The sequence below is a fragment of the Colwellia sp. RE-S-Sl-9 genome (assembly GCF_048296855.1).
Classification (GTDB): domain Bacteria; phylum Pseudomonadota; class Gammaproteobacteria; order Enterobacterales; family Alteromonadaceae; genus Pseudocolwellia.
This window is the reverse complement of sequence record NZ_CP182631.1, coordinates 1,243,817-1,265,977: the sequence shown is the minus strand read 5'-3', so window position 1 is coordinate 1,265,977 and position 22,161 is coordinate 1,243,817. Positions and strand designations below refer to the sequence as shown.

Here is a 22,161-nt window from a genome sequence, read left to right as displayed (position 1 = left end):
ATTTTTGATATAACCTTATTGCTCAGATAACGGGTATAAACATGGAATATTACATTCGTAAATCAAGGACAGTTACCACATGAAAAAAACGTTTTTTACAGCAACGCTTGCTGTATTTTGTACCTCTAACGTGCAAGCAAATTCAGTTGGTTTATATCTTGGCGGTCAAATTTGGCAAAGAGAAGCAAGTGGATTTTTTGGTGAGAAACAAAACCCAATTAACTCAGATTTAAAAAAAGCACAACAAAATAACTACTTTGTTGCCGCCAAACATCCATTTCCTTTTCTCCCTAATGTACGTATTTCGAATACCAAGTTTGATACCACAGCTAAAACGAATGTAGTGCAAGAATCTAAATTCGACAACGAAACTTCTCATGTTAATCTTCATGTAAATTCTGATCTTAATGCAAGCTTTAACATCAGTTATATCGATTACACTTTATATTATCAAGTAATTGACAATTCGTTGTTTTCATTTGATTTAGGCATAGCCGCTAGAGATTTTGATGTCACAGCTACAGTAACCGCAACAACAAATACAGTTACTACAACGTCTGATTTTATTTGGGATGTAGAAGAGCACGAAGGGCATGATCATTCTGTTACAGAAATAACAGATACAGTAACAACAGATAATAAAAAGAAAAGCAAAGTTGTGCCTATGTTGTATGTTGCCACTAACGCTAGCTTACCGTTAGCTAATTTAAGTGTATTTGCACAAGGTAATGTGTCATTGAAAGACGACTATTCACTTTATAACTATCAAGTTGGCTTAAGTTATCGACTACTTGATCAAGCAAAAATGGACTTTAATCTTACCGTAGGCTATCAAGCCGAGAAAATAGAATTTGAAAACGTAAACAATTTGTATGCAGATGTTGAGTTAAAAGGTGCTTTTGTCGGCGTAATAGCTCACTTTTAAAGACCTTATGGCGTTTTACGCTAACTAAGTAGTTACATATAAAGATAAAAGCCAATAAAAAAGAATGACTAAAAAATTAAAACTCGCATACGACAGCAAGAAAAAAGAGCGTCCTCCCGAAGGTTCTCCAGAGCTTTCGATATGGCTTGATGAGCGTGCTAAAGAGTTTGCTGATTTTCTTTTTGATGAAAATAGAGAAGTTCCTGAGTTAGATCCAGACACACATATTTTATGTGGCTCTTGGGATTTTCTTTATCAATCAGAAGAAGAGCTTGACGCTGAAAATGAGTCTATGGAAAAAGCTGACGAAGAGCGTAGAAGGGCACATTTAAAAGTAGTTAAAACAGACAATAAAAACAAATAATATGCTTGTTTTAAATACATTTATACATAGCCTAAAAGATATACAAGTAGCTATTTTATGATTGCGATAAATTTTATTTTATAGAATAAAATCAGCGCTTATATTCATATCGCTATATTTTAAAAACCGCTTATTTATTCGCGGTTTTTTTTCGTCTAAAATAAAGTAAACCTCAAATATCTATAGTAAAGTATTAATAAGGCCTTTTACCTGCTTGTAATTACTGCGTAAATAAACGATTCTTTCTAATAAGTTTTAATATTTCGCTAACCCCACTAACACAAGTTTCATATGGATATGACAAACCTCCTTTTTATATGCAGTAAAAATCAATGGCGTAGCCCTACAGCCGAACACATCTTTAAAAAGCACCCAAACCTGAACGTAAGATCTGCAGGAACAAGTTCAAGTGCTAGAAAAACAGTAAACGCGAAAGACATTGAATGGGCTGACACGATTTTTGTAATGGAAGAACATCATAAAAGCCGACTAAAATCAGAGTTCACCAACACACTCAAATATAAAAATATTCAAGTGCTCGATATTCCCGATGACTATCAATACATGGATGCAGAACTGGTTGAGATTTTAGACCAAGCTGTTAGTGCGTATTTAGGAATATCGAGAACTACACGGCTACCAACTGATTAAAAAAATAGATATCATAGCAGCCTGAAATTAATACAAGGAATGAGTAAATAACAATGAAAACGGAACATTTAAACGCTGAAAATAAATATCAACAATATAGAAATGAAGCTTTAGCTCTCGCTAAAAAAAACTTGCCGTACGATTTAAAAGACAATGTAATATTCCGAGATATAGATAAAGATGCTTTGTTGATGGCTCAAATATGGGAATCTTCACCTTATCGAAAAAACCTTCCTTGGTCTTTTTCTCAAGGCTATAAAAAGTGGGCTTATCGACATCCTGATAGATTAGATTTGGCTGTTTGGTTAAATACAACATTATGTAGTTTAGCGATTGGATTCCCAACCAAAACAGGGCAATCGATGCGCCTTGATGTTATTGAGAAAAACCCTTGTGAACAACATATTTTAGATAAACGTATATTTGAAATAAATATCACTGTTTTTGAAGCGTATGCCGATTTAATTGGCGCAAGCCAAATTAAAATAATGCGCCCATTAAATGACAAACTTATTCACTATTATCGCAACCACGGTTTTATTTATCAAAAAAGTAAAGGAAGCGATCCTGAACACCTTTGGAAAATGTTATAATTACCATAGTATAAGGATTAAATTATGACTAAAAAAATTAAACTTGCATACGACAACAAGAAAAAAGAGCGTCCTCCCGAAGGCTCTCCAGAGCTTGCAGCGTGGTTAGATGAACGAGCAAAAAAACGTGCTGAATTTTATTTTGACGAAAGTAGAGAACTTCCTGAGTTAGATCCAGATACACATATTTTATGTGGTTCTTGGGATTTTCTTTATCAATCAGAAGAAGAGCTTGACGCTGAAAATGAGTCTATGGAAAAAGCTGACGAAGAGCGTAGAAGGGCACATTTAAAAGTAGTTAAAACAGACAATAAAAACAAATAATATGCTTGTTTTAAAATACATTTATACATAGCCTAAAAGAGATACAAGTAGCTATTTTATGATTGCTATAAATTTTATTTTATAGAATAAAATCAGCGCTTATATTCATATCGCTATATTTTAAAAACCGCTAATAAAATAGCGGTTTTTTTTCGTCTGTAATTTGTTGTTTATTTATATGTTTGTATAGTAGATTAGTTGTTGCTGATTTTATTATGAAATTAACTTTCGTCAGAGAGTAAAAGTAGTTTTCACAAGGACTAAGCAATAGATGGATTTAACACCTTACCTTAATATGATATTCAGTGCCGTTTGGTACTTAATAGCCATATTGATTATTGTTTTAAAGTCAGCATACGTATCTAGTTTGATGGCTATAGGATAGAAGCGTATATTTTTTAATTATTCAAGGAGCGAACTTTGAATAAAATCGATCTTCATCTGCATACAATCCCTGATTAGGTTTATAATTAGTCTGTAATTACTAAAAATAGTCAGTTCTCTGGCTAACTTACAAACCAAAGGAGATAAAATGGAATTTGAATGGGATGATGTGAAAAGTGTTATAAATAAACAAAAGCATAATATTGATTTTTCTGACGCTGTTCATGTATTTATTGATGCTTAGAGAGTTTATCGAAAAGATACACGAAAGAATTACGGCGAAGATCGCTATCAAACTATAGGTATGACTAAGTTTGGTATACTGATGATTGTATATACTTTTCGAGATAATGATGGTGTAACCCGTTTGATTAGTGCTAGAAAAGCTAATAGTCGAGAAAGAAAATCATATGAATTAGGTTTTTTAAAACCCTTTAAGGAGTTGTAATGGCAATTAAACGAATCAAGCTGGAAGATATTTGTAAGTCGGAAGGAACAACTGATAAGAGTGTAATTGATAATATGACTGAAGCCGATATTAAGCGTGGTATATTGTCAGATATTGATTCACCAAACATCACAGATAAAGAGCTGGAAGAGTTTAAACCCGTTCCAAAAGGAGGTGAAAATGAAAGTTAAACTAGAAAATATTGAAAAAAGTGTAGGTTCAACAAACTGGACATCAGTAAAGAAACAAACAGATGCTGATATTGAAAGAGCCGCTAAAACGAGTGAAGCGAAATTACTGACACCGGTTGAGTTATCGCAACTATGTCGAACCAATAGCACAAAGTGACAGAAGGCTGCTTTTGTACATTGATCTGTTCATTAGGTAATTAAAAATCGCTAAATTATTAGCGATTTTTTTCGTCTAAAATTTAATGAATATCAAGCATAGGTATTGTAGACCAGATTTTTACTTTATTATTAATTGCTTAAATAAGATTACTGAATAACTTCCTCATTCCCCGTATAATCCCTGAATCATCTTTAAAACCATCAACAGACCCAATCAAGGTATTCAATTCAGTATGACTGAGCAAAATAAACATCCCGACATAGCGGTTACACAGATTCATTCAACTGAAGAGAATACTACAGATTTATCTAGCACAACTTCGCCAGATTTAAACACGCCAAACTTTATTGAAGTTGCTCCACAGCTTTCTTCTACAGGTGAAGATATCAACAATAATGCTGATGTAGTTACTTATGTTGAAAACAATAGGGCTGAAAATGATGGTGCGCCTAAAATTGTACTTGCTACGCTTAACGCTCGATATTTTCATACCAGTTTTGGTTTACGTTATTTGTACGCTAATTTAAAAGAGCTACAGCCGCTTTGCGAGATTCAAGAATTTATTATTCAAACGCGCGCTATCGATATTGTTGAGCAAATTTTAGCGTCTAAACCTACTATTGTTGGCTTTGGTGTTTATATTTGGAATATTGTTGAAACCACTGATGTTGTGAGCTTATTAAAAGTAATAGCGCCTGAAATCAAGGTGGTGTTAGGTGGGCCAGAAGTCAGTTACGAAACTGAAGAACAGCTTATTGTTAAGTATTCTGACTATGTTTTAACGGGTCCTGCAGATATTAGTTTTTATGAGCTGTGTAAAAACATACTCAATAACAAGTTACCCGACAAAAAAGTGCTTAAGTCGCAACCTGTAGGGTTAGAAGATATTGCTTTGCCGTATGAATATTACACCGATGAAGATTTAACACATCGCTTGCTTTATGTTGAAGCGTCGCGTGGTTGTCCGTTTAAATGTGAGTTTTGTTTGTCGTCTTTAGACAAAGCCTCTACGCCGTTCGAGTTAACAACCTTCCTTGAGCAAATGGAAATTTTGTATGAACGTGGCGCGCGTAACTTTAAGTTTATTGATAGAACCTTCAACTTAAACATTAAAACCACAATGCAAATTATGCAGTTCTTTTTAGACAGAATGACTGACGATCTTTATCTTCATTTTGAAGTGGTGCCTGATCATCTTCCTAGAAAACTCAAAGAATTGTTAGCGCAGTTTCCTGAGGGTAGTTTGCAGTTCGAAATTGGTATTCAAACCTTCAACGTTGAAGTGCAAAAAAACATTAGCCGTAAGCAAAACAATGCTAAGTCGAAAGAGAACTTACTTTGGTTAAGAGATCATACTTCAGCGCATATTCATGCCGATTTGATTTTTGGTTTACCTGGCGAAACCTTTGATACCTTTAAAGATAGCTTTAATCAGCTTTACCATTGTCGACCACACGAAATTCAAATGGGTATTTTAAAACGTTTAAAAGGTAGCCCCATTATCAGGCATACCGAAGCGTTCGATTTACGTTTTAATCCGTTACCACCGTTTAATATTTTAAGTACCGACAGAGTTAGCTTTCCTACGATGCAACGTATTAATCGCTTTGCTCGCTATTGGGATATGATTGGTAATTCAGGTCGTTTTAAATATTCGTTACCACATATATTATCGGACGAACCGTTTGATGATTTTATGGCGATTACCGAATGGATTTTTAACAAAACAGGACAAATACATAAAATTAATTTGAAGAAGTTGTTTGAGTTGATTTCGCAATCGGTTGAAGCTTTATACCCTGAAAAGCATGCGTTAGTGATTGAAAAAATAGAACAAGATTATGAAGCCGCTAAATTGAAAAGCTTGTTCAGTAGTCTTAATCTTTACGCTGTTCCGCAAGTAGCGCAAGTAGTTAAGAATAAGTCGTTACAACGACAACAACGTCACATGAGTTAGTAATTATTACGGGTGGTTCTATTTTAGGCTTAGCTTCTGTGTTTATGTTACATAAAGTGTGCTTATACCGTGGTTGATTAGTACCACAATTTATTATGAAATTGATGAATAATTAAAGGGAAGTAACAAGTGAAAAATATAGTTGTTCTTGGTGGTTACGGAAATTTCGGTAAAAGGATTGTTGAAAACCTGTCAGAAGTTGAGGGGATAAACATACTAATCGCTGGCAGAAATTTAAGTAAAGCATCAGCATTGGTTGAAAGTTTAAAGGATTCTGCATCCGCTAGTTTAGCTCCGTTGGTTATTGATATATTTGCTGATGATTTTGCTCAACAGCTAGCGACTATTTCCCCATTTCTTGTTATTCATACAAGCGGTCCATTTCAAGGGCAAGATTACCGAGTGCCTAAAGCATGTATAGATTGTGGTGCTCATTATATTGATTTAGCTGACGATCGTAGATTTGTTTGTGACATTGCCGAGCTAGACAAGCAAGCGAAAGAAAAAGGTGTGTTGATTGTTAGTGGAGCGAGCTCTGTACCTGGATTATCTTCAGCCGTTGTCGACTTTTATCAAAATCAGTTTAGCGCTATTGAATCGATAAATTTAGCCATTGCACCGGGTAATAAAGCTGAACGTGGTTTAGCAACCGTTGAGGCTATATTGTCTTACACAGGTCACCCTTTAAATGTGTTTAAAGAAGGTCGTTGGCAAAATGTATATGGTTGGATGGATTCTAAGGTAAACGACTTTGGTGGCTTTGTTGGTAAACGTTATTTAGCCAATGTGGACGTACCTGATTTAGAGTTATTCCCTAAGCGCTATAGCGTTTCACAACAAGTAAGTTTTCAAGCAGGATTAGAGCTGCCAATACTGCACTTAACTATGGTTGGTATGGCTTATCTGTCAAAAATAAAGCTTGTAAAAAACTGGGCACCGTTATCAAAAACTATTGTTAGCGCGAGTAATATATTTTTACCCTTTGGTAGCGACCAAGGAGCGATGGAGGTACTTATTAGTGGTAAAGGCATTAGTGGAAATTCAAAACAAGTAAAGTGGACCTTGTACGCACCTAAAGGTAACGGTCCTTATATTCCAACACTTTCAACCATTATTTTAGCAAAAAAACTGCTTAGTTCTGAAGGTACTCATAAGATAGAAAGCGGTGCTAAGTCTTGTGTAGGCTTATTACAGTTAAGCGACTTTAGTTCATCTTTTGATGCTTTAGATATTGTATTTGAAGATAATTTGTCTCGTGAAGCACAAGTTCAGGAAACATAATGGGGACTTTTTTAATGGAAAATTACTTAACCCTCAAATTAATTCATATTTTAGCGGCTGTTATCGTAACGGGCACTGGTGCGGGCATTGCTTTTTTTATGTTTATGGCTAATCGTTCTAATAATCCACAAGCTATTTATATTACTACTAAACATGTAATTTTAGGCGACTGGATATTTACAACACCTGCGGTTATTACTCAAATAGTTAGCGGAATATTTCTAATGAACATGCAAGGTTATTCATTCTCGTCACCTTGGTTTTATTGGGTATTAGGATTGTTTGTTTTTATTGGACTTTGTTGGTTACCTGTTTTGAGAATTCAATACAAATTACGTGAACTAGCCGAAATGTCGGTTAATGCTAATGTAGTAACACCTGAGTTTAAGTCGTTAATGAGAACATGGGTATTGCTGGGTATACCTGCCTTTTTAGCTATATTAGGTATTTTCTGGTTAATGGTTTTTAAACCGTTCCCATTAGTTTAAAGGAATTCTGAGTGAATAAGGTTAACCAAAAAACATTAAATAAAGCAGCGCGATTTTCATTAGCCTTTTTATGGATTTTTACGGGATTAACCTCAGTGTATTTCTCTCCCAACATAGGTTATCAAATATTAGCTAGCGCCAATATCACAGGAATGCTTGCCGATATAGCGATTAATGCGGGCGGTATATTAGACATAATGCTTGGTGTTTGGTTAATTACTTCATTTAAAATCAAGGTATGCTGTATTGTGCAAGTGAGTGTTATTGTACTTTATACGATACTGTTAACTTTTATTGATGCGAGTTTTTGGTTGCATCCGTTCGGACCTATTACTAAGAATATTCCGATCATTGTTTTGATTGGTTATTTATACGCAAGTCATGTTAATTCTGTTCAATCAAAGCCTGAACATTAAAATTAATAACTAAAGAAATGCTGGTAAGTTAAAGGATTAAATTAACAAGGAAAGCTCATGCCCGTTGTAAAATACCCACCTCATATTACTGAAAACGACTGCGTTATTTTATTCGATGGGGTCTGTAAGCTTTGTAACGCGTGGAGTCAGTTTATTATTAAGTACGACACGCAGCAGCTTTTCAAATTATGCAGTGTCCAATCGCCAGAAGGGCAGAGCATATTAAAACACTTTAATATGCCAACAGAACATTTCGACACTATGTTATATGTAGAAGGTAATCAGTGTTTTGATAAGAGCGACGCATTCTTACATATTATAAATAAGTTAGGGTACCCGTGGCGTGTGTTGTACGTATTCAAAATATTGCCAAAGCCGATAAGAAGCTGGCTGTATGATCGTATTGCTCTTAATCGTTACGCTTTATTTGGTAAGTACGATACCTGCATGTTACCCACGCAAGAGAATGAAAGCAGATACCTTAAAGCAGAAAATAAAAAGTAAGCTTTAACCCTATTATGCGTAATACTCCTTTATTTTGAATTAAACCAAAACGTTGAACAATGAATTATTCCTGTTGCAAAGTGACTTCAGTAAGTATTCAATGGGTTTATTTATGAATATCTAATTTCACTAACTTACCCGCTTTAAATAAGTTAAAATAGCCGCAATTATTTTAGCTTTAAGCCCTTTATATTAATGACCTCTGCCAAAAACACTGATTCAACTCATGTTGCTACCACAGCTACAACCATACCTACAATGCCTGCCAGCTTTACAGAACTTGGCCTTATTCCCCAATTATTAGCTCGATTAATTGAGCTGGAATACCAGCAGCCAACGCCTATTCAAGCGCGAGCTATTCCTAGTGTGTTAGCTGGGCGCGATTTAATTGCAGGGGCAAATACAGGGTCGGGTAAAACGGCGACTTTTGCATTGCCTATTTTGCAGCAGCTTTCTAAAAGTAAAGACGCTGAAAAAGCTTCAGGTAAAAGTGTAAGTAATAAAGGTAACTTTGTTACTCAATTAATTTTAGTACCTACGCGCGAATTAGCTAAGCAAGTGGCTGATAGCATTAAGTCGTACGCGGTACATTTTAATGGCGAAATAAAAACAGTGGCTGTGTTTGGTGGTGTGTCAGCTAATACACAAATGCTGGCGTTACGTGGTGGTACAGATGTTTTGGTGGCAACGCCGGGTCGATTACTCGATTTAATTTCAAGTAATGCGATTAAACTCGATAAGGTTAAAACCTTAGTGCTTGATGAAGCCGACCGCATGTTAAGTTTAGGTTTTACCGAAGAGCTAACAGCGCTCTTAGCTTTATTGCCCACTAAAAAACAAACTTTATTGTTTTCAGCAACTTTTCCTGATCAGGTAAAAGCTTTAACGCAAAAATTACTGAATAACCCGATTGAAATACAAGTACAAAGTGCTGACGCAAGTACCTTGGTACAACGTGTATTTGAGGTGAACAAAGGCGAGAAAACAGCGGTGTTAGCCCATTTAATTATTCAGCATTCGTGGCGACAAGCGCTTATTTTTGTAAATGCTAAAAACAGTTGTGAACATTTAGCGGCAAAGCTTTCTAAACGCGGCATTACGGCTGAAGTGTTTCATGGCGACAAAGGTCAGGGCGCTCGTAGTAGAGTACTTGAAGGCTTTAAGAGTGGTGAAATAGAAGTATTAATTGCTACCGACATTGCTGCACGTGGTTTAGATATTGAAAAACTACCTGTTGTTATTAACTTTGATTTACCTCGAAGCCCGTCTGATTACATGCACCGTATTGGTCGAAGTGGTCGTGCTGGCGAAGTAGGTTTGGCTTTATCGCTGATTGATCATGAAGATTATCATCACTTTAAAGTGATTGAGAAAAAGAACAAAATTTGGCTTGAACGCGAGCAAGTTGAAGGCTTTGAAGTTGACGAAAATACCATTGATGCTTTGCTGGCTGAGTTTGCCGAACAAACAAAACCTATGGCTGCACCGGCTGGAAGCGGTAAGAAAAAGCGTAAAAAGAAACCCACCATTAATGCTGATATTTGGCTAAATAGCGGTGATGATGAGTAAACTTTTGTATTGAGTTAAATAACCTCAACTCAGGATAAGCAAAGTTACTCAACAAGTTATTTTTACGCCTAACTTCGTTGAATTTATTACTAATAGCCAGCTATTAGGTAGAAAAATTCGCCTTGTTATACGCAAAAATATCAATGTTGAGAGACTAATATAGCTTAGGAAAACAATAATACACATTAAGCTGTTGATAAATAATTGCTTTAATTGTTTACTACCTATTTAAGAGGTTGGATTCATAAACTGTTCAATTTCCTCCATTGACAGTTCAGGTGTGGCACCTTGGCTTTGTGCCACCATAGCGCCAACAGCACAGGCAAAGTTAACTGCGTATTGTGCATTGGTGGTGTTACATAGTTGATAAATTAATGAACCTAAAAATGAATCGCCAGCTCCTACCGTATCTACGACTTTAATTAAAAAGCCTGAGTTGTAGTAATTTTTATCATTAATTTTAAGTAATGCACCGTGATTACCTTTGGTTACGCACATGTAAGGTGTATTGGTTTTTTCTGCAATAAACTCTAAATTTTGTTCTAGCGAGTTAAATTTAGAACCCATCGCGTAAGCTATTTCGTATAACTCATCATCGTTTAGTTTAATAAAATTAGCGGCTTGCATTAACTCTATTAAGGTTTCAATGTTGTAATGGGGTTTGCGTAAGTTTACGTCAAACACTTTAAATTGAGCGACATTTATTAGCTGCTTTAAAGTGTTTAACGAGGTTTCTTGACGAGCAACTAAACTGCCGTATACAAAAATATCTGACGATTGTACTTGTTCGATAAGGGCAGGGGTTAAGTCAATATTATCCCAAGCGGTATCTGCAACAATTTCGTACGATGCTGAGCCACTTTTGTCTAACGTAACTTGTACTGTACTGGTTTTTTTATCGGGATTGACAGCGATAAAGTGGGTGTTCATTTCGCGTTCTGTAATCACGTTAAGTAGTTCGTTGCCTAAGGTGTCTTTGCCAACGGCGCTGATCATATTGGCTTTAATGCCAAGAGAGTTTAAGCGCAAACATACATTTAAAGGTGCGCCACCTAAACGCTTACCGCTACTAAAACAATCCCATAGTACTTCACCAAAACAATTAATAGTGATATCGCTAGGGGCTTTATGATTAATAAATAAACTGTTCATGTTATTTTCCTTTAGCAAGGGTATGGTATTTTTGCTCAAGCGTGTTTTTCATTATGGTTTTAATGTTACTTGTTGGCGAATATAACGCGTTAATTGCTGTTGTATAATTTTCACTAAAATCAGCTTGATTAATTAAATTGTCGAATAAGCTCGTTAACTTTAAAAAAGCGAGTTGGTCGGTACGAGTTTGTTGAGCATACTCTGCTAGTTCGTCACGCATTGCGTCTTGAATATCTAACGGATTATTCGCTTGGTTTACCTGTTTGTCGCTGTATAAACACCAAGTGGCAATCACTAAAGTGGCTAAAGAGCAATCGCGACCTGCGGCTAAGTTTTCGTTAATAGAGGCAATTAAAAATTTAGGCAATTTGGCTGAACTTTCAGAACAAATACGCGCGAGGCTGTCTTTAATATTTGGATTTGAAAAACGCTCTATTAATGTGTCTTTGTATTCTTCTAAATCAATACCGTCTAATTTATCTAATAACGGCGTAACTTCTAAGTCCATAAATGCACGTAGGTATTGTGCAAAATCTTTGTCGGATACAGTTTCGTCTATCGTGGCATAACCATGAATAGAACCTAATAAACCAAGTACTGAATGGCCTGCGTTTAATAAACGTATTTTCATTTTTTCAAAAGGGGTTACGTCTGTTACAAACTGTGCACCGGCTAAATTCCAGTTAGGTCGGCCGTCGCTAAAATTGTCTTCAATTACCCATTGCGAAAACGATTCACAGGTAATTGGCCACTCGTCGGTTAAACCATAAGTTTTAGTAACGTAGTCAATATCTGTTTTTGTTGTTACTGGCGTTATACGGTCAACCATAGCATTTGGAAATTCAACATGTGTTTTAATCCATTGGCTTAACTCAGGATCTTGCTGCTGGGTAAACGTAAGTAACATTTTTCGTGTTACGGCGCCGTTATGTTGAATGTTGTCGCAAGACTGTACCGTAAAGGGGTTCATACCTTTGTTTTTACGTATTTGTAATGCTGCAGCAATATAACCAAATGCTGTTTTTGGGTCGTTAGGGTTAGCAATATCGTGTGCGATGCCTTCGTTTAATAAATCAAGTTCGCCTGTAGTAGGGTGTAAGTTGTAACCCCCTTCGGTAATGGTTAACGAAACTATTTTAGTTTCGCTATGAGCTAATTTGTCTATAACGGTTTGTTTGTTGTCAGGCGCGAAGATGAAATCAATCATCGAACCAATAACTTTGTTGTCTATTTGGCCATTAGGGTGGCGTACCACTAACGAATATAAGTAGTCTTGTTTAACTAAAATATCACGCAAACCACGGTTGTTTTCTAATAAACCTACACCACAAATTGCCCACTGTTCTGACCCCGGTGTTTTCAATAATTCATTAATGTACATAGCTTGATGCGCACGATGAAAACCACCGACACCAATATGAACAATACCTGCGGTTAACTGGCTACGATCATAAGTAGGAATATCAATATGGCTAGGTAAGTTAGCTAATGTAAGTTGGTTTAATGAACCGTTTTGTGTTTCATTTAGTGTGGTGTTTGTCATGTGTTTGGCCTTACTTAATAGGATTAAACCTAAAAATAAATTAGGGTAACTGTTTTGTAGTTACTCAATTTTTTATGTTAAACGCAGCACATTAGCGTGTTGTTAGTTAACCTAAACGTTAATGTGCGCGTGTTTATTAGTTTGTATTACTGTTGTTAGTTGTTGAGTGCTTTTTGGCGCTTAAGAGATGCATAAGCACTAGCAAAATAAACGATAGTAAAAATGAAACAGTAATATTCAAATTGCACTTTGTTTGTGTCGTATATGTCCATCGTTGAGCTGAAAAACATAACTTGGGTAGCAAACGCGGTAATAATAAGTAACGAAACTGTTGATACCGCATTTAATATTTTGCTTATTGTGCTGGTGTCTTCAACAAAGGGTGTGTCGTTTCGCGCTTCTTCTGTTTGGTAAGCAACAATCTGTTTTTGTTCAAGGTTTTCAGCAGCAACCTCTTTTGTGTAGTCTTTATCAGCACCGTATTTTTTTGCTAATACGGTGTAAACAACAATACTGAAAATCCATGTAGGAATGAATAAGTAGTAGAACGACATAACATCTAAAATATTTAAGCCAAAACCGAATACTAAAGCTAAGGCCCAAGTTGCTATGGCTGGTACGCTGCGAGATATATTTTGATACTTAGCCCAGTAACGCGTTAAACCAATTTTTGGAAATAACACATGCTCAGCAAATACGATGCCGCCTACAGGAACAACTAATAAACCTGCGTAAGTTAATAGCGGTAACATTTGCGAAAATACAAAAGGGAAACAGGCAATAATAACAGTAACAACACCTACAATAGCGGTTGTTTTTTCGCGTGATTGATTAACAAAAATAGACTGTGCAGCTAAACCTGCGCGGTATAAATTAGCGTTAGCCGTTGTCCAGCCAGCAATAATAATTATCACAAAACCGGTTAAACCTAATGCGTGGTAAGCCACATCACCTGGATCTAACGAAGTGATGGTTGTTTTAAGTAATACGGCTGCACCAGCGCCCATAATACCTGCAGATATCCATGCTAAGTAATGGCCAAAGAACATACCAACACCTGAGAATAAACCGTAACTTTTACGTTTAGCAAAACGAAATATTGCCATGTCGATTAAACCAAAGTGAGTAATAGAGTTAGCTGCCCATGCAAAGCCGATAACTTCAAATAAGCCGATACCTTTTTCACCATCACTGGTGAAGCCTGTCCAAATGGAACTGTCGCCAATGGTAATAAAGTCGCTCCAACCACTAAGAGTTGTTGTGCCTAATACATGGTTAGATAAAGCAGGGAATAGGGTAAACGAACCGGCAATAAAAATAACAAATAACCAAGGGGCACAAATTTTAGAAAAGTCAGCTACCGTTGAAAAGCCATACATAGCAACAAACACCACGATAGATCCTACGGCGAGCACAATAGCGACAAACCAAAAACTGTTGGGGTACCAATTGAGCTGAGCTGGAATGTCGAACAAAAACCTAACCGCGGTGGAAGATACGGTGATCATGGCGGCTGATATTACGGAGAATATCACAACATTTGCCCAGTTATAGAGCTTGGTCATAGAATTACCCGCAATTTTATTGAGGTAATTGTATAAGCTTAAGCGTGTTTCAACAGCGATAGGTGCTGTTAATAACCACCAAGAACACATGGCTAATAAATTACCGATTAATAAACCCAGTAAAATATCAGTAGTTGCAGCGCCTAATGCGACGAAGGTTGCACCTATTACAAATTCAGTTGCGGCTACATGCTCCCCAGCATATAAACCTGCAAAATGTTTCCACCCATGCAATTTGTTTTTTGCAACTGGCATTTGTTCTTCATTTATATTACTAAATGAGTTATCTCTATGAATATTGGCCATTTTTTGCTTTCCTTCTATCATGGCTGTTAAATAAACAGTGCATGATATGTGTTTTGAAATTGAAACGTTTTATGAATAATATTTAACCGTTTCATCTTATTTTAAGTAGCGTTGTCCGCAGTTATAAACCAAGGCTTTAACTGTGGAGCTACTTTTTGGGACTTACTTTAATTACATGCTAAGTATGGCTTTGGCGGTATACTCATTTGTAATTAATGAATTTATTAATTTACCTTTAAGGGCTGCATGAATTGCTTTGACTTTATCGCTACCTGCAGCAATACCATAAACAGGTTTACTGGCATTAATGGTTAACGGAGAACTTACCACTCGCTCGTTGGTGGTATTATTAAGGAGTTGACCATTTTCATCATATAACCAACTAATAATTTCGCCTTGTGCACCATCGTTTTTTACGCTTTCAAGCTCAAAGTCGTTAATAAAACCGTCTAATAATAAAGGGGAGTTTTCGGTAATTTGGCCTATACCGACAAAAGTAGCGTCAGCTTGCTCAATTAAGCTAAAAATACTTTTTACGGGTTTAAGGCTGTGCAATATTTGTTTTTCTGCAACGGTTGATGCAATAACAGGAAGCGGCATCGGGAAGTGTTTAGCATTAACTTTATTGGCCATGGTTACCACAATATCAAAAGCTGAGGCTGAACCATCTGCCATCATATTACCTAATAATGAAACTATTTTGTGCTGCTGACATTGCATTGAAGGTAGCTCGTCGATACAAGCTTTTAATGCTCTACCTGTACCAAAAGCTAAAGTTTTAGGTGTGTCTGATTTTAAATAACGTTCTAATATAGTGGCTCCACACTGGGCTAAACCGTAACTAGAATTTGGGGCGTTAGGATCGCTCGGCACTATTTCGCATTCAAGTAAGTTAAATGTATCTTTTAGCTGTTGGGCTAATTCCATACATTCGGTAATAGGATGCTCTAAACGTACTTTAATTAACCCTTCATTTACTGCAAGGGCAACTAAACGTTGTGCTGACTGACGAGAAACTTCTAACTTTTGAGCTATTTCGTCTTGTGTGTTTTTAGCTACGTAATAAAGCCAAGCAGCACGCGCAGCATCTTCTAAGCGTTTTAGTTCTGAATTTGATTTGTTATCCATAAGGATGCCTTTGTTTAGTTATTTTTATTTATTATTTTATTTTTTTTGTGTGGCACTTAGTAATGCCTATCTAACTATTTATTTGCCATAAGTGCTGGCTGCAATGTTATAAACGTATCCCAATGTTGCATTACCGTAACGTTTGGAAACTGTATTGAAACCGCATGAGTTGCATCAGACATATGTAACCCACCTTTATAGTGAATAACTTGCATACCTGCAGATAATGCGGCGGTTACTCCCGCCATGCTGTCTTCAATAACCAAACAATTTTCTGGTGCTACTTTCATTGTTTTAGCGGCATGCAAAAATAAATCAGGTGCCGGCTTACCATTTTTAACTTCGCTAGCGGTAAAAACAGTTTCTTTAAAAAAAGGTGTTAAGCCAACAAGACTTAATGCTTTTTCAGTACGTTGCGGGCTACTGCTTGTTGCTAAACAAAACGGTACGCTAAGCTGAGACAAAACTGTTTTAATACCTTTGGTGGTTTGTAAATTACTCTCAAACGCTGTTAATAGTGCAATACGGTATTCGTTTTCAAAATTATTGTGCAGCTTTACATTAAACGCTTTATGTATTTTTTCTTTTACTGAGCTAAAACTACATCCTAAAAAATGCTGTTGGATGTAGTTGATATTAATCTCTATACCTATGGTAGATAATTGCTCAATAAGTACCGTAGCGCTGATAATTTCGCTATCAATTAATACACCGTCACAGTCAAAAATAATCAATTCAATGTTCGCGTTCATGTTTTACCTTTTACCTAGTTTTTGTATAAGCAACTTAGCATAAAACTTCAGTGCATTTACACCGAACCACTTTAACGTAATTAAATACCTATGATGAGCATTTGCCATCAGGTTGGGCGTAAGCTCCAATGTTGGGCATAATCCCACCAAGAAAGTGCAATGTCAATCTTTTATCGTGTGATTTTTAATCAAAAGAAAAGTTAAAAAACCGTGAATGTAAGTAAAGTTATTTAATTTCATATATTTAGTGTTTATTAAAAATATATTCATATTTGATCATTACACGTTTATTCATGAAAAAAGATCCGTTTATTTTACTTTTTTGCACCTTTTTTGACATTTTTAACCTGAGGTTTAGCTCAAATTTTTAAATTTAAGAGGATATTTAACGTACAAAAAATTATTACTCTAAAAATTAAATTCTTAATTTATTGAATTTAAAGTGAAATATATTTTTAAAATTTATAGGGAATCTATTTTTTAATTATTAGTGGTTGACGATATAAATTTGCTTTGGGAATATGCCCGCAAAAAGAGCTTATGCTCAGTGGTGTTTGTGAAGATAAACAACTGAAGAATTCATACTGCCAAACTAAAAAATTAGGATAATAATGATGATTAAAACAAAACTAATGAAATCGACCCGTACTTTAATTTCAACCAGTGTTTTGGCGGTTGGGCTAACACATTCAGCAAATGCCGCAGAATTTTTTGATGGGAGAGTTGATGCTAAAGTTTTACTTATGCAAGGCTATCAATCAATAGAAGCTAATGCTGGCGCATTTGAAAATATAAACACAAATATGTCGTCAGGTTTTCAGCGTTTACGTTTTAACATAGAGTTAGCCGTTAAAATTAATGATTATGTGACTGCTTATGCAGATCTTGGCGAAGAACCCAACGACTTTGGTTCAGACGACCAGTTTGAAATATCGCAAGATTTAGCTTATATCGATTTAGACATTTTAGGCCTAGCCGACAAAGCCGATGAAAATACGCAATGGTTATTTAGAGCTGGGAACATTGTTTCTACTGTATTTGATTATCGTGGCTATTCTGATGGGGCTGCCGTACAAAAAAATCCTCTTATTGGTAATTCACCTATCGATTTTGTAACGGCTGAATCAGGTATTCAAACGTTATGGTCGAAAAAAATCATGGGTTCTACTATTACTAAAGTGAATGCTGATGTTGGACTTTCAGTACCGACCTTTTTTGAAGACTATGGTAGCGACAAAGGATATAACGTATTTGGTAGAGCGTCTATTAATACCAATTTAGGTTTAGATGTAGGATTAGGTTGGTTTGTGAGTGATTTAGGTGACCAAGTTGCTAGCCGAGAATTTGCTAATATTCAAACCGCTGGGCTTATTCAAGGCGATGGCGACAATTATAATTTTGTATCATCAGGCACCAATTCACGTGATACTCATGCTGGATTACTACCCGGTTTAAATGCCAATATTTTACAAATAAATGCTCAGTACCAAGCAAGTGCTAGTACTTTATTAAGAGCTTGGGCAGGAATTGCGAAAGACGATTACAGCTTTGTAGACAGTAACGGTAAACAAACTGTAGCGAGTAAAGCGATAGGCTATCAAGAAATAGAAAGTAAAATTCATTACTATGCGATTGAAGCGACACAATACATAAAACCAGAAAGCTTATATTTAGCGACGCGTTATAGTTCTATTACTAACGCAAGCGATGGTGTTTCAGGCGATAAAGACTTAACACGTTTTCAAGTCGGTTTAGGTTGGTGGGTAGCAAGTGGCACGTTAGTTAAAGCTGAATATGTTAAACAGTCTGAAGGTAATGCCTCTGCTGGGCAAATAGGATCTGATTGGGATGGTATCACGGCTGAAATATCTGTGTTTTTTGATTAACGATTTGTAACCTTATTGGTAAAAGTACCGCTAAATGGAATGAACAATCCGCTTAGCGGTATTTTTTTAGTTACAGTTTAGCTTAGTAAACTTAAGATAAGTAAACATTTAACTGATAAATTCTTGCATAAAATCCAGTTCATGTTATTTTTCTCACATTCATTATTTTAAGGAAGTTTTTCATGCCAAAGGCAAGTGAAGTTAAAAAGAATACTGCGATAGAATATAACGGCGGTGTTTACATTATTAAAGATATTGAGCGTTCAGTTCCGCAAGGTCGTGCAGGTGGTAGTTTATACCGTATGCGTATGTACGATGTGGTAACAGGCCATAAAGTTGATGAAACATTTAAAGATAGCGATATGCTTAAATTGGCTGAATTAACACGTCGTCCGGTTATGTTTTCATACATTGATGGCGACCAATATGTATTTATGGACAATGAAGATTACACGCCATATAACCTAAATGCAGACGCAATTGCTGACGAAATACGTTTCATTAGTGAAGATACGGAAGGTTTGTTACTTATATCAATTGATGATGCGCCTGTAGGTATCGATTTACCAGCAAGTGTTGAATTAGTGATCACTGAAACTGACCCATCAATTAAAGGTGGTTCTGCTACGGCTCGTACTAAACCTGCTGTGCTTTCAACCGGTTTAACTGTACAAGTACCTGAGCATATTTCTACTGGCGATAAAATTAAAGTAAACACGGCTGAATGTAAATTTATGGGCCGTGCTGATAAGTAAATAGATGCGCTGATTGTTTTTACTTAGCGCAATAAAAAACCTCAATAATGTCATGTTATTGAGGTTTTTTTGTTTTTAGTTGGGGGGTAATAAACTAGCGTGGTGTTCTTGCCGCTTCGTCAGTCATGTTAAATACTTGCATGGTTACACTACTCACGTTACCGCCTGTATCAGGAAAGTTAACCGTTATAGTATTGTTTTCTTTTAATAAATCGTAGCTTACGGGTATTTCAAGTACACCAAAAAATTCAGGTCGTGTTTTTAAATCGTGACCTCGAATATCTTCAATAACAGCGACTTCAGCTCCATTAATTTTAACAACAGGGGTCAGCGATTTATTGTGCGCTCTGCCAACACCCAATCGAATAACTGCTTCACCGTAAGTACTATTTAACCTCAGCTCGGGATAAGCAAAGTTACTCAACAAGCTATTTTTATGCCTAACTTCGTTGAATTTATTACTAATAACTAGCTATTAGATAGAAAAATTCGCCTTGTTATACACAAAAATATCAATGTTGAGAGACTAATATAACTTAGGAAAACAACGATACAGATTAAAGTTTTGATAAATAATAATTTTAATTCATTATCTAACATTCATTAACCCGAGTTGGGGCTATTTACATTAACGTCTTTAATTATTGTTATATTCTTATTGACTATTAGTATGTATATCTTTACTTTAGCTTATTCTATTTAGCTTCTTAATGAGGTTTAAAAGTTCATTTTAAAAAGGAAAGTTTATGACTAAATTATTTATGTTTTTTATACTTGTTGTAACAAGTTTTACTTCTTTAGCTGAGCCTGAGGTTGATAAGCCGCCGAAAGATTCAATTCTTTTAACGGTTTTCTTAAAACATGATCACAGTAAGAACTTAGATGAAATTCAAGAGATTTTAAAAGAGCAAGGCTTCTTTGATAAGTTTCCGCCAAAAGGCGTTTCTGTTGTAAGTTGGTATGTGATGATGGGCATTGGACAAGTGGTTACGTTAGAAGTACCCGCACACAAACTTAATGAAGTTAATCTTGCTATTGAGAGAAGTGCTTGGAAGGCATTTACGACTGAGTTTTATCCTACCTATAATTTATATCCTATTTATAAAGATAGATTGAAAAACAAAGCTAAAGTGTCATACAAGTAAATTTTGAGGTTAAATAGTGAGGGCAGAATAGTAGATAGGTGAATATTGTCGCTATTTTGTTCTACTTATTATGTATTTAACCTGAACTCTGGTTAAGCTATTTTACTCAGTAATGAAAGCTGAGAATTTAAAGCAACTCTTCTACTATCTTTTTCAATAAAAAAGTTTCACGTACTATTGATAAACCTTTTTTAGCGCTTTTAGCGAGCGTTTTTTCGTTATGTTTTATGGCTTGATGAATGTTCATCCAAACGGGAGTCATACCATTTTGTATTTCGTAGCTTTCTAGCTCTGTTGCACGTAATTCATCATCAATGTTACATACGTAGCAATACGACTCCATATGCACTATATCAAAGTCGCTTTTATGCCAAGGTCGATATTCTTCATATAAACCAAAGGGCTGAATGTCAGTAACATTATGAGCACCGGTTTCTTCACGTAGTTCTCTGATCAAACCTTCTATATTACTTTCACCTTCGTCAATGCCACCACCGGGTAAGGTATAGTCGTGATATCTTTGAGTATATAAAAGCAGTATTTGATCACCATTAAGTACAATAGCGCGAGCCGCTTTACGTGTAAAACATGAGTTTGAAAGGTCTGAAACGTCAGGATGCACGGTAGATTTTAATAATTTCATTATATGTTTTAACTCGGTTAATCAAATGGGTACAAAGGTAAAATCAGTACTGATTTTACCTTATTGAATAAACAAAAACTATGATGGGAGTCAGTATTACTTAGCTACACTAAGCTGACTGGCAATATCAATAAAGCTTTGAATATATTCAATTTCAATATCTTTCTCACGTAAGCCTATAAATATTTGTTTATCAATTCCGTGTTTACCTAGCTTTATACCTTTGATGGGTAATGTTTTTGAATACTCTTTTACTAGCCACGCAGGAAGAGCTGAAACACCACGTTTACTGGCTACCATTTGCAGCATAATGTCGGTTGTTTCAATTACTTTATGTTTATGTGGGCTACATTGCTCAAGGGTTAAAAATTTACTAAAAATATCAAGGCGTTCAGTTTCTACGGGATAAGTGATTAATGTTTCATTATTTAAGTCTTGGGGTTTTATAAAGCTTTTATTTGCCAATGGATGATCTTTATGAGTGACTAAAACAAGCTCGTAATCAAAAACGGGTAGGTAAGTTAAGCCTTTTTTGAAGAGCGGATCTGGCGTTACTAAAGCATCTATGTCGTGGCTGAATAATGCGCCTAAACCTCCAAACTGAAAGCGTTGTTTTACGTCTAAATCGACATCGGGCCATTGTTCTAAATAGGGTGAAACTACGGTTAATAACCACTGGTAACAAGGATGACACTCCATTCCTATTCTTAATGAACCGCGTTTACCTTTCGCTATTTGTGCGATTAAGTGCTCAGTATGTTCAAGCTGTGGAAGGGTGCGGTTAGCTAACGATAATATATGTTCGCCTGCTTGAGTTAGTCGTAAATTTCGGCCTTCTTTCGACCAAATTTTAATACCTAATTGACCTTCTAATTTTTTAATTGCGTGACTTAAGGCTGACTGAGTTAGGAATAGCGCATTGGCTGCTTCGGTTAGTGTGCCTAATCGGTCTACTTCTCTTATTATTGATAAATGTGTTCTTTCAATCATATGATGTTTTGTTTTTTATAAAACCTACCCATGAGTTTAAT

The 22,161-nt window shown here is 35.8% G+C and carries 24 protein-coding genes and 1 pseudogene; 17 read left to right on the top strand and 8 right to left on the bottom strand.

What is annotated here, in order from left to right; genetic code table 11:
• The first annotated feature begins 79 nt into the window (after positions 1-79).
• The 14 genes and pseudogenes from ACM9HF_RS05480 to ACM9HF_RS05415 all read left to right on the top strand — a co-directional run bounded on the left by ACM9HF_RS05480 (position 80) and on the right by ACM9HF_RS05415 (position 10,255).
• Positions 80-925, top strand: coding sequence for a TIGR04219 family outer membrane beta-barrel protein (locus ACM9HF_RS05480; RefSeq protein WP_473615310.1), 846 nt, complete (start codon positions 80-82; stop codon positions 923-925).
• Positions 926-989: 64 nt separating this feature from the next.
• Entirely contained in the window at positions 990-1,289 is a 300-nt protein-coding gene (locus tag ACM9HF_RS05475; protein WP_473615307.1) for a hypothetical protein, read from the top strand.
• A gap of 297 nt (positions 1,290-1,586) precedes the next feature.
• The gene (locus tag ACM9HF_RS05470; RefSeq protein ID WP_473615303.1) at positions 1,587-1,940 is read left to right on the top strand and encodes a low molecular weight protein tyrosine phosphatase family protein; all 354 of its coding nucleotides are present in this window, start codon (positions 1,587-1,589) and stop codon (positions 1,938-1,940) included.
• A 53-nt stretch (positions 1,941-1,993) separates the two neighbouring features.
• Positions 1,994-2,533, top strand: coding sequence for a hypothetical protein (locus tag ACM9HF_RS05465; protein WP_473615300.1), 540 nt, complete (start codon positions 1,994-1,996; stop codon positions 2,531-2,533).
• A gap of 24 nt (positions 2,534-2,557) precedes the next feature.
• On the top strand, positions 2,558-2,857 hold the full coding sequence (locus ACM9HF_RS05460; RefSeq protein WP_473615297.1) for a hypothetical protein: 300 nt from the start codon (positions 2,558-2,560) through the stop codon (positions 2,855-2,857).
• Between the two features lie 646 nt (positions 2,858-3,503).
• A pseudogene (locus ACM9HF_RS05455) lies at positions 3,504-3,689 on the top strand (BrnT family toxin); the annotation flags it as partial.
• Positions 3,689-3,880 carry a hypothetical protein gene (locus tag ACM9HF_RS05450; protein WP_473615294.1) on the top strand — a complete coding sequence of 64 codons (192 nt, stop codon included), beginning with the start codon at positions 3,689-3,691 and terminating at the stop codon, positions 3,878-3,880. The pseudogene ACM9HF_RS05455 and the gene ACM9HF_RS05450, both read left to right, overlap by 1 nt.
• On the top strand, positions 3,870-4,037 hold the full coding sequence (locus ACM9HF_RS05445) for a hypothetical protein (RefSeq protein ID WP_473615291.1): 168 nt from the start codon (positions 3,870-3,872) through the stop codon (positions 4,035-4,037). Before ACM9HF_RS05450 ends, ACM9HF_RS05445 begins: the two co-directional genes overlap by 11 nt.
• Positions 4,038-4,272: 235 nt before the next feature.
• Positions 4,273-5,997: a B12-binding domain-containing radical SAM protein gene (locus ACM9HF_RS05440; protein ID WP_473615290.1), complete on the top strand. Its 1,725-nt coding sequence runs from the start codon at positions 4,273-4,275 to the stop codon at positions 5,995-5,997.
• Positions 5,998-6,126: 129 nt separating this feature from the next.
• Entirely contained in the window at positions 6,127-7,278 is a 1,152-nt protein-coding gene (locus tag ACM9HF_RS05435) for a saccharopine dehydrogenase family protein (protein WP_473615286.1), read from the top strand.
• A complete protein-coding gene (locus ACM9HF_RS05430) occupies positions 7,278-7,766 on the top strand; it encodes a DUF2269 family protein (RefSeq protein ID WP_473615282.1) in 489 nt (162 codons plus the stop codon). Before ACM9HF_RS05435 ends, ACM9HF_RS05430 begins: the two co-directional genes overlap by 1 nt.
• A gap of 11 nt (positions 7,767-7,777) precedes the next feature.
• The gene (locus ACM9HF_RS05425; RefSeq protein WP_473615278.1) at positions 7,778-8,182 is read left to right on the top strand and encodes a DoxX-like family protein; all 405 of its coding nucleotides are present in this window, start codon (positions 7,778-7,780) and stop codon (positions 8,180-8,182) included.
• A 57-nt stretch (positions 8,183-8,239) separates the two neighbouring features.
• Positions 8,240-8,686 (top strand): thiol-disulfide oxidoreductase DCC family protein, encoded by a 447-nt coding sequence (locus tag ACM9HF_RS05420; protein ID WP_473615274.1) that lies wholly within the window; start codon positions 8,240-8,242, stop codon positions 8,684-8,686.
• 258 nt (positions 8,687-8,944) lie between these two features.
• Complete coding sequence (locus tag ACM9HF_RS05415; protein WP_473618259.1) at positions 8,945-10,255, top strand: DEAD/DEAH box helicase; 1,311 nt, start codon at positions 8,945-8,947, stop codon at positions 10,253-10,255.
• Positions 10,256-10,483: 228 nt separating this feature from the next.
• Here the strand turns inward: ACM9HF_RS05415 and ACM9HF_RS05410 are convergent, their stop codons facing one another.
• The 5 genes from ACM9HF_RS05410 to ACM9HF_RS05390 form a co-directional block, all read right to left on the bottom strand.
• Complete coding sequence (locus tag ACM9HF_RS05410) at positions 10,484-11,407, bottom strand: carbohydrate kinase family protein (protein WP_473615270.1); 924 nt, start codon at positions 11,405-11,407, stop codon at positions 10,484-10,486.
• 1 nt (position 11,408) lies between these two features.
• Positions 11,409-12,950, bottom strand: a complete 1,542-nt coding sequence (locus ACM9HF_RS05405; protein WP_473615266.1) for a mannitol dehydrogenase family protein — start codon at positions 12,948-12,950, stop codon at positions 11,409-11,411.
• Between the two features lie 155 nt (positions 12,951-13,105).
• Positions 13,106-14,821, bottom strand: coding sequence for a purine-cytosine permease family protein (locus ACM9HF_RS05400; protein ID WP_473615264.1), 1,716 nt, complete (start codon positions 14,819-14,821; stop codon positions 13,106-13,108).
• A 171-nt stretch (positions 14,822-14,992) separates the two neighbouring features.
• Positions 14,993-15,949 carry a sugar-binding transcriptional regulator gene (locus ACM9HF_RS05395; protein WP_473615261.1) on the bottom strand — a complete coding sequence of 319 codons (957 nt, stop codon included), beginning with the start codon at positions 15,947-15,949 and terminating at the stop codon, positions 14,993-14,995.
• Between the two features lie 74 nt (positions 15,950-16,023).
• The gene (locus ACM9HF_RS05390; protein WP_473615258.1) at positions 16,024-16,701 is read right to left on the bottom strand and encodes an HAD family hydrolase; all 678 of its coding nucleotides are present in this window, start codon (positions 16,699-16,701) and stop codon (positions 16,024-16,026) included.
• A 611-nt stretch (positions 16,702-17,312) separates the two neighbouring features.
• On the opposite strand from ACM9HF_RS05390, the gene ACM9HF_RS05385 reads away from it, so the two are divergent.
• Positions 17,313-18,587 carry a hypothetical protein gene (locus ACM9HF_RS05385; protein WP_473615255.1) on the top strand — a complete coding sequence of 425 codons (1,275 nt, stop codon included), beginning with the start codon at positions 17,313-17,315 and terminating at the stop codon, positions 18,585-18,587.
• A 182-nt stretch (positions 18,588-18,769) separates the two neighbouring features.
• Positions 18,770-19,342 (top strand): elongation factor P-like protein EfpL, encoded by a 573-nt coding sequence (efpL, locus tag ACM9HF_RS05380; RefSeq protein ID WP_473615251.1) that lies wholly within the window; start codon positions 18,770-18,772, stop codon positions 19,340-19,342.
• A 94-nt stretch (positions 19,343-19,436) separates the two neighbouring features.
• Here efpL and ACM9HF_RS05375 read toward each other — a convergent pair whose 3' ends face one another.
• Positions 19,437-19,769, bottom strand: coding sequence for a hypothetical protein (locus ACM9HF_RS05375; protein ID WP_473615248.1), 333 nt, complete (start codon positions 19,767-19,769; stop codon positions 19,437-19,439).
• 319 nt (positions 19,770-20,088) lie between these two features.
• Here ACM9HF_RS05375 and ACM9HF_RS05370 point away from each other — a divergent pair, with 319 nt between their 5' ends.
• Positions 20,089-20,487 (top strand): hypothetical protein, encoded by a 399-nt coding sequence (locus tag ACM9HF_RS05370; RefSeq protein ID WP_473615245.1) that lies wholly within the window; start codon positions 20,089-20,091, stop codon positions 20,485-20,487.
• Between the two features lie 127 nt (positions 20,488-20,614).
• Here the strand turns inward: ACM9HF_RS05370 and ACM9HF_RS05365 are convergent, their stop codons facing one another.
• Positions 20,615-21,130 (bottom strand): NUDIX hydrolase, encoded by a 516-nt coding sequence (locus ACM9HF_RS05365; RefSeq protein WP_473615242.1) that lies wholly within the window; start codon positions 21,128-21,130, stop codon positions 20,615-20,617.
• Between the two features lie 96 nt (positions 21,131-21,226).
• Entirely contained in the window at positions 21,227-22,120 is an 894-nt protein-coding gene (locus ACM9HF_RS05360) for a LysR family transcriptional regulator (RefSeq protein ID WP_473615240.1), read from the bottom strand.
• Between the last annotated feature and the right edge of the window lie 41 nt (positions 22,121-22,161).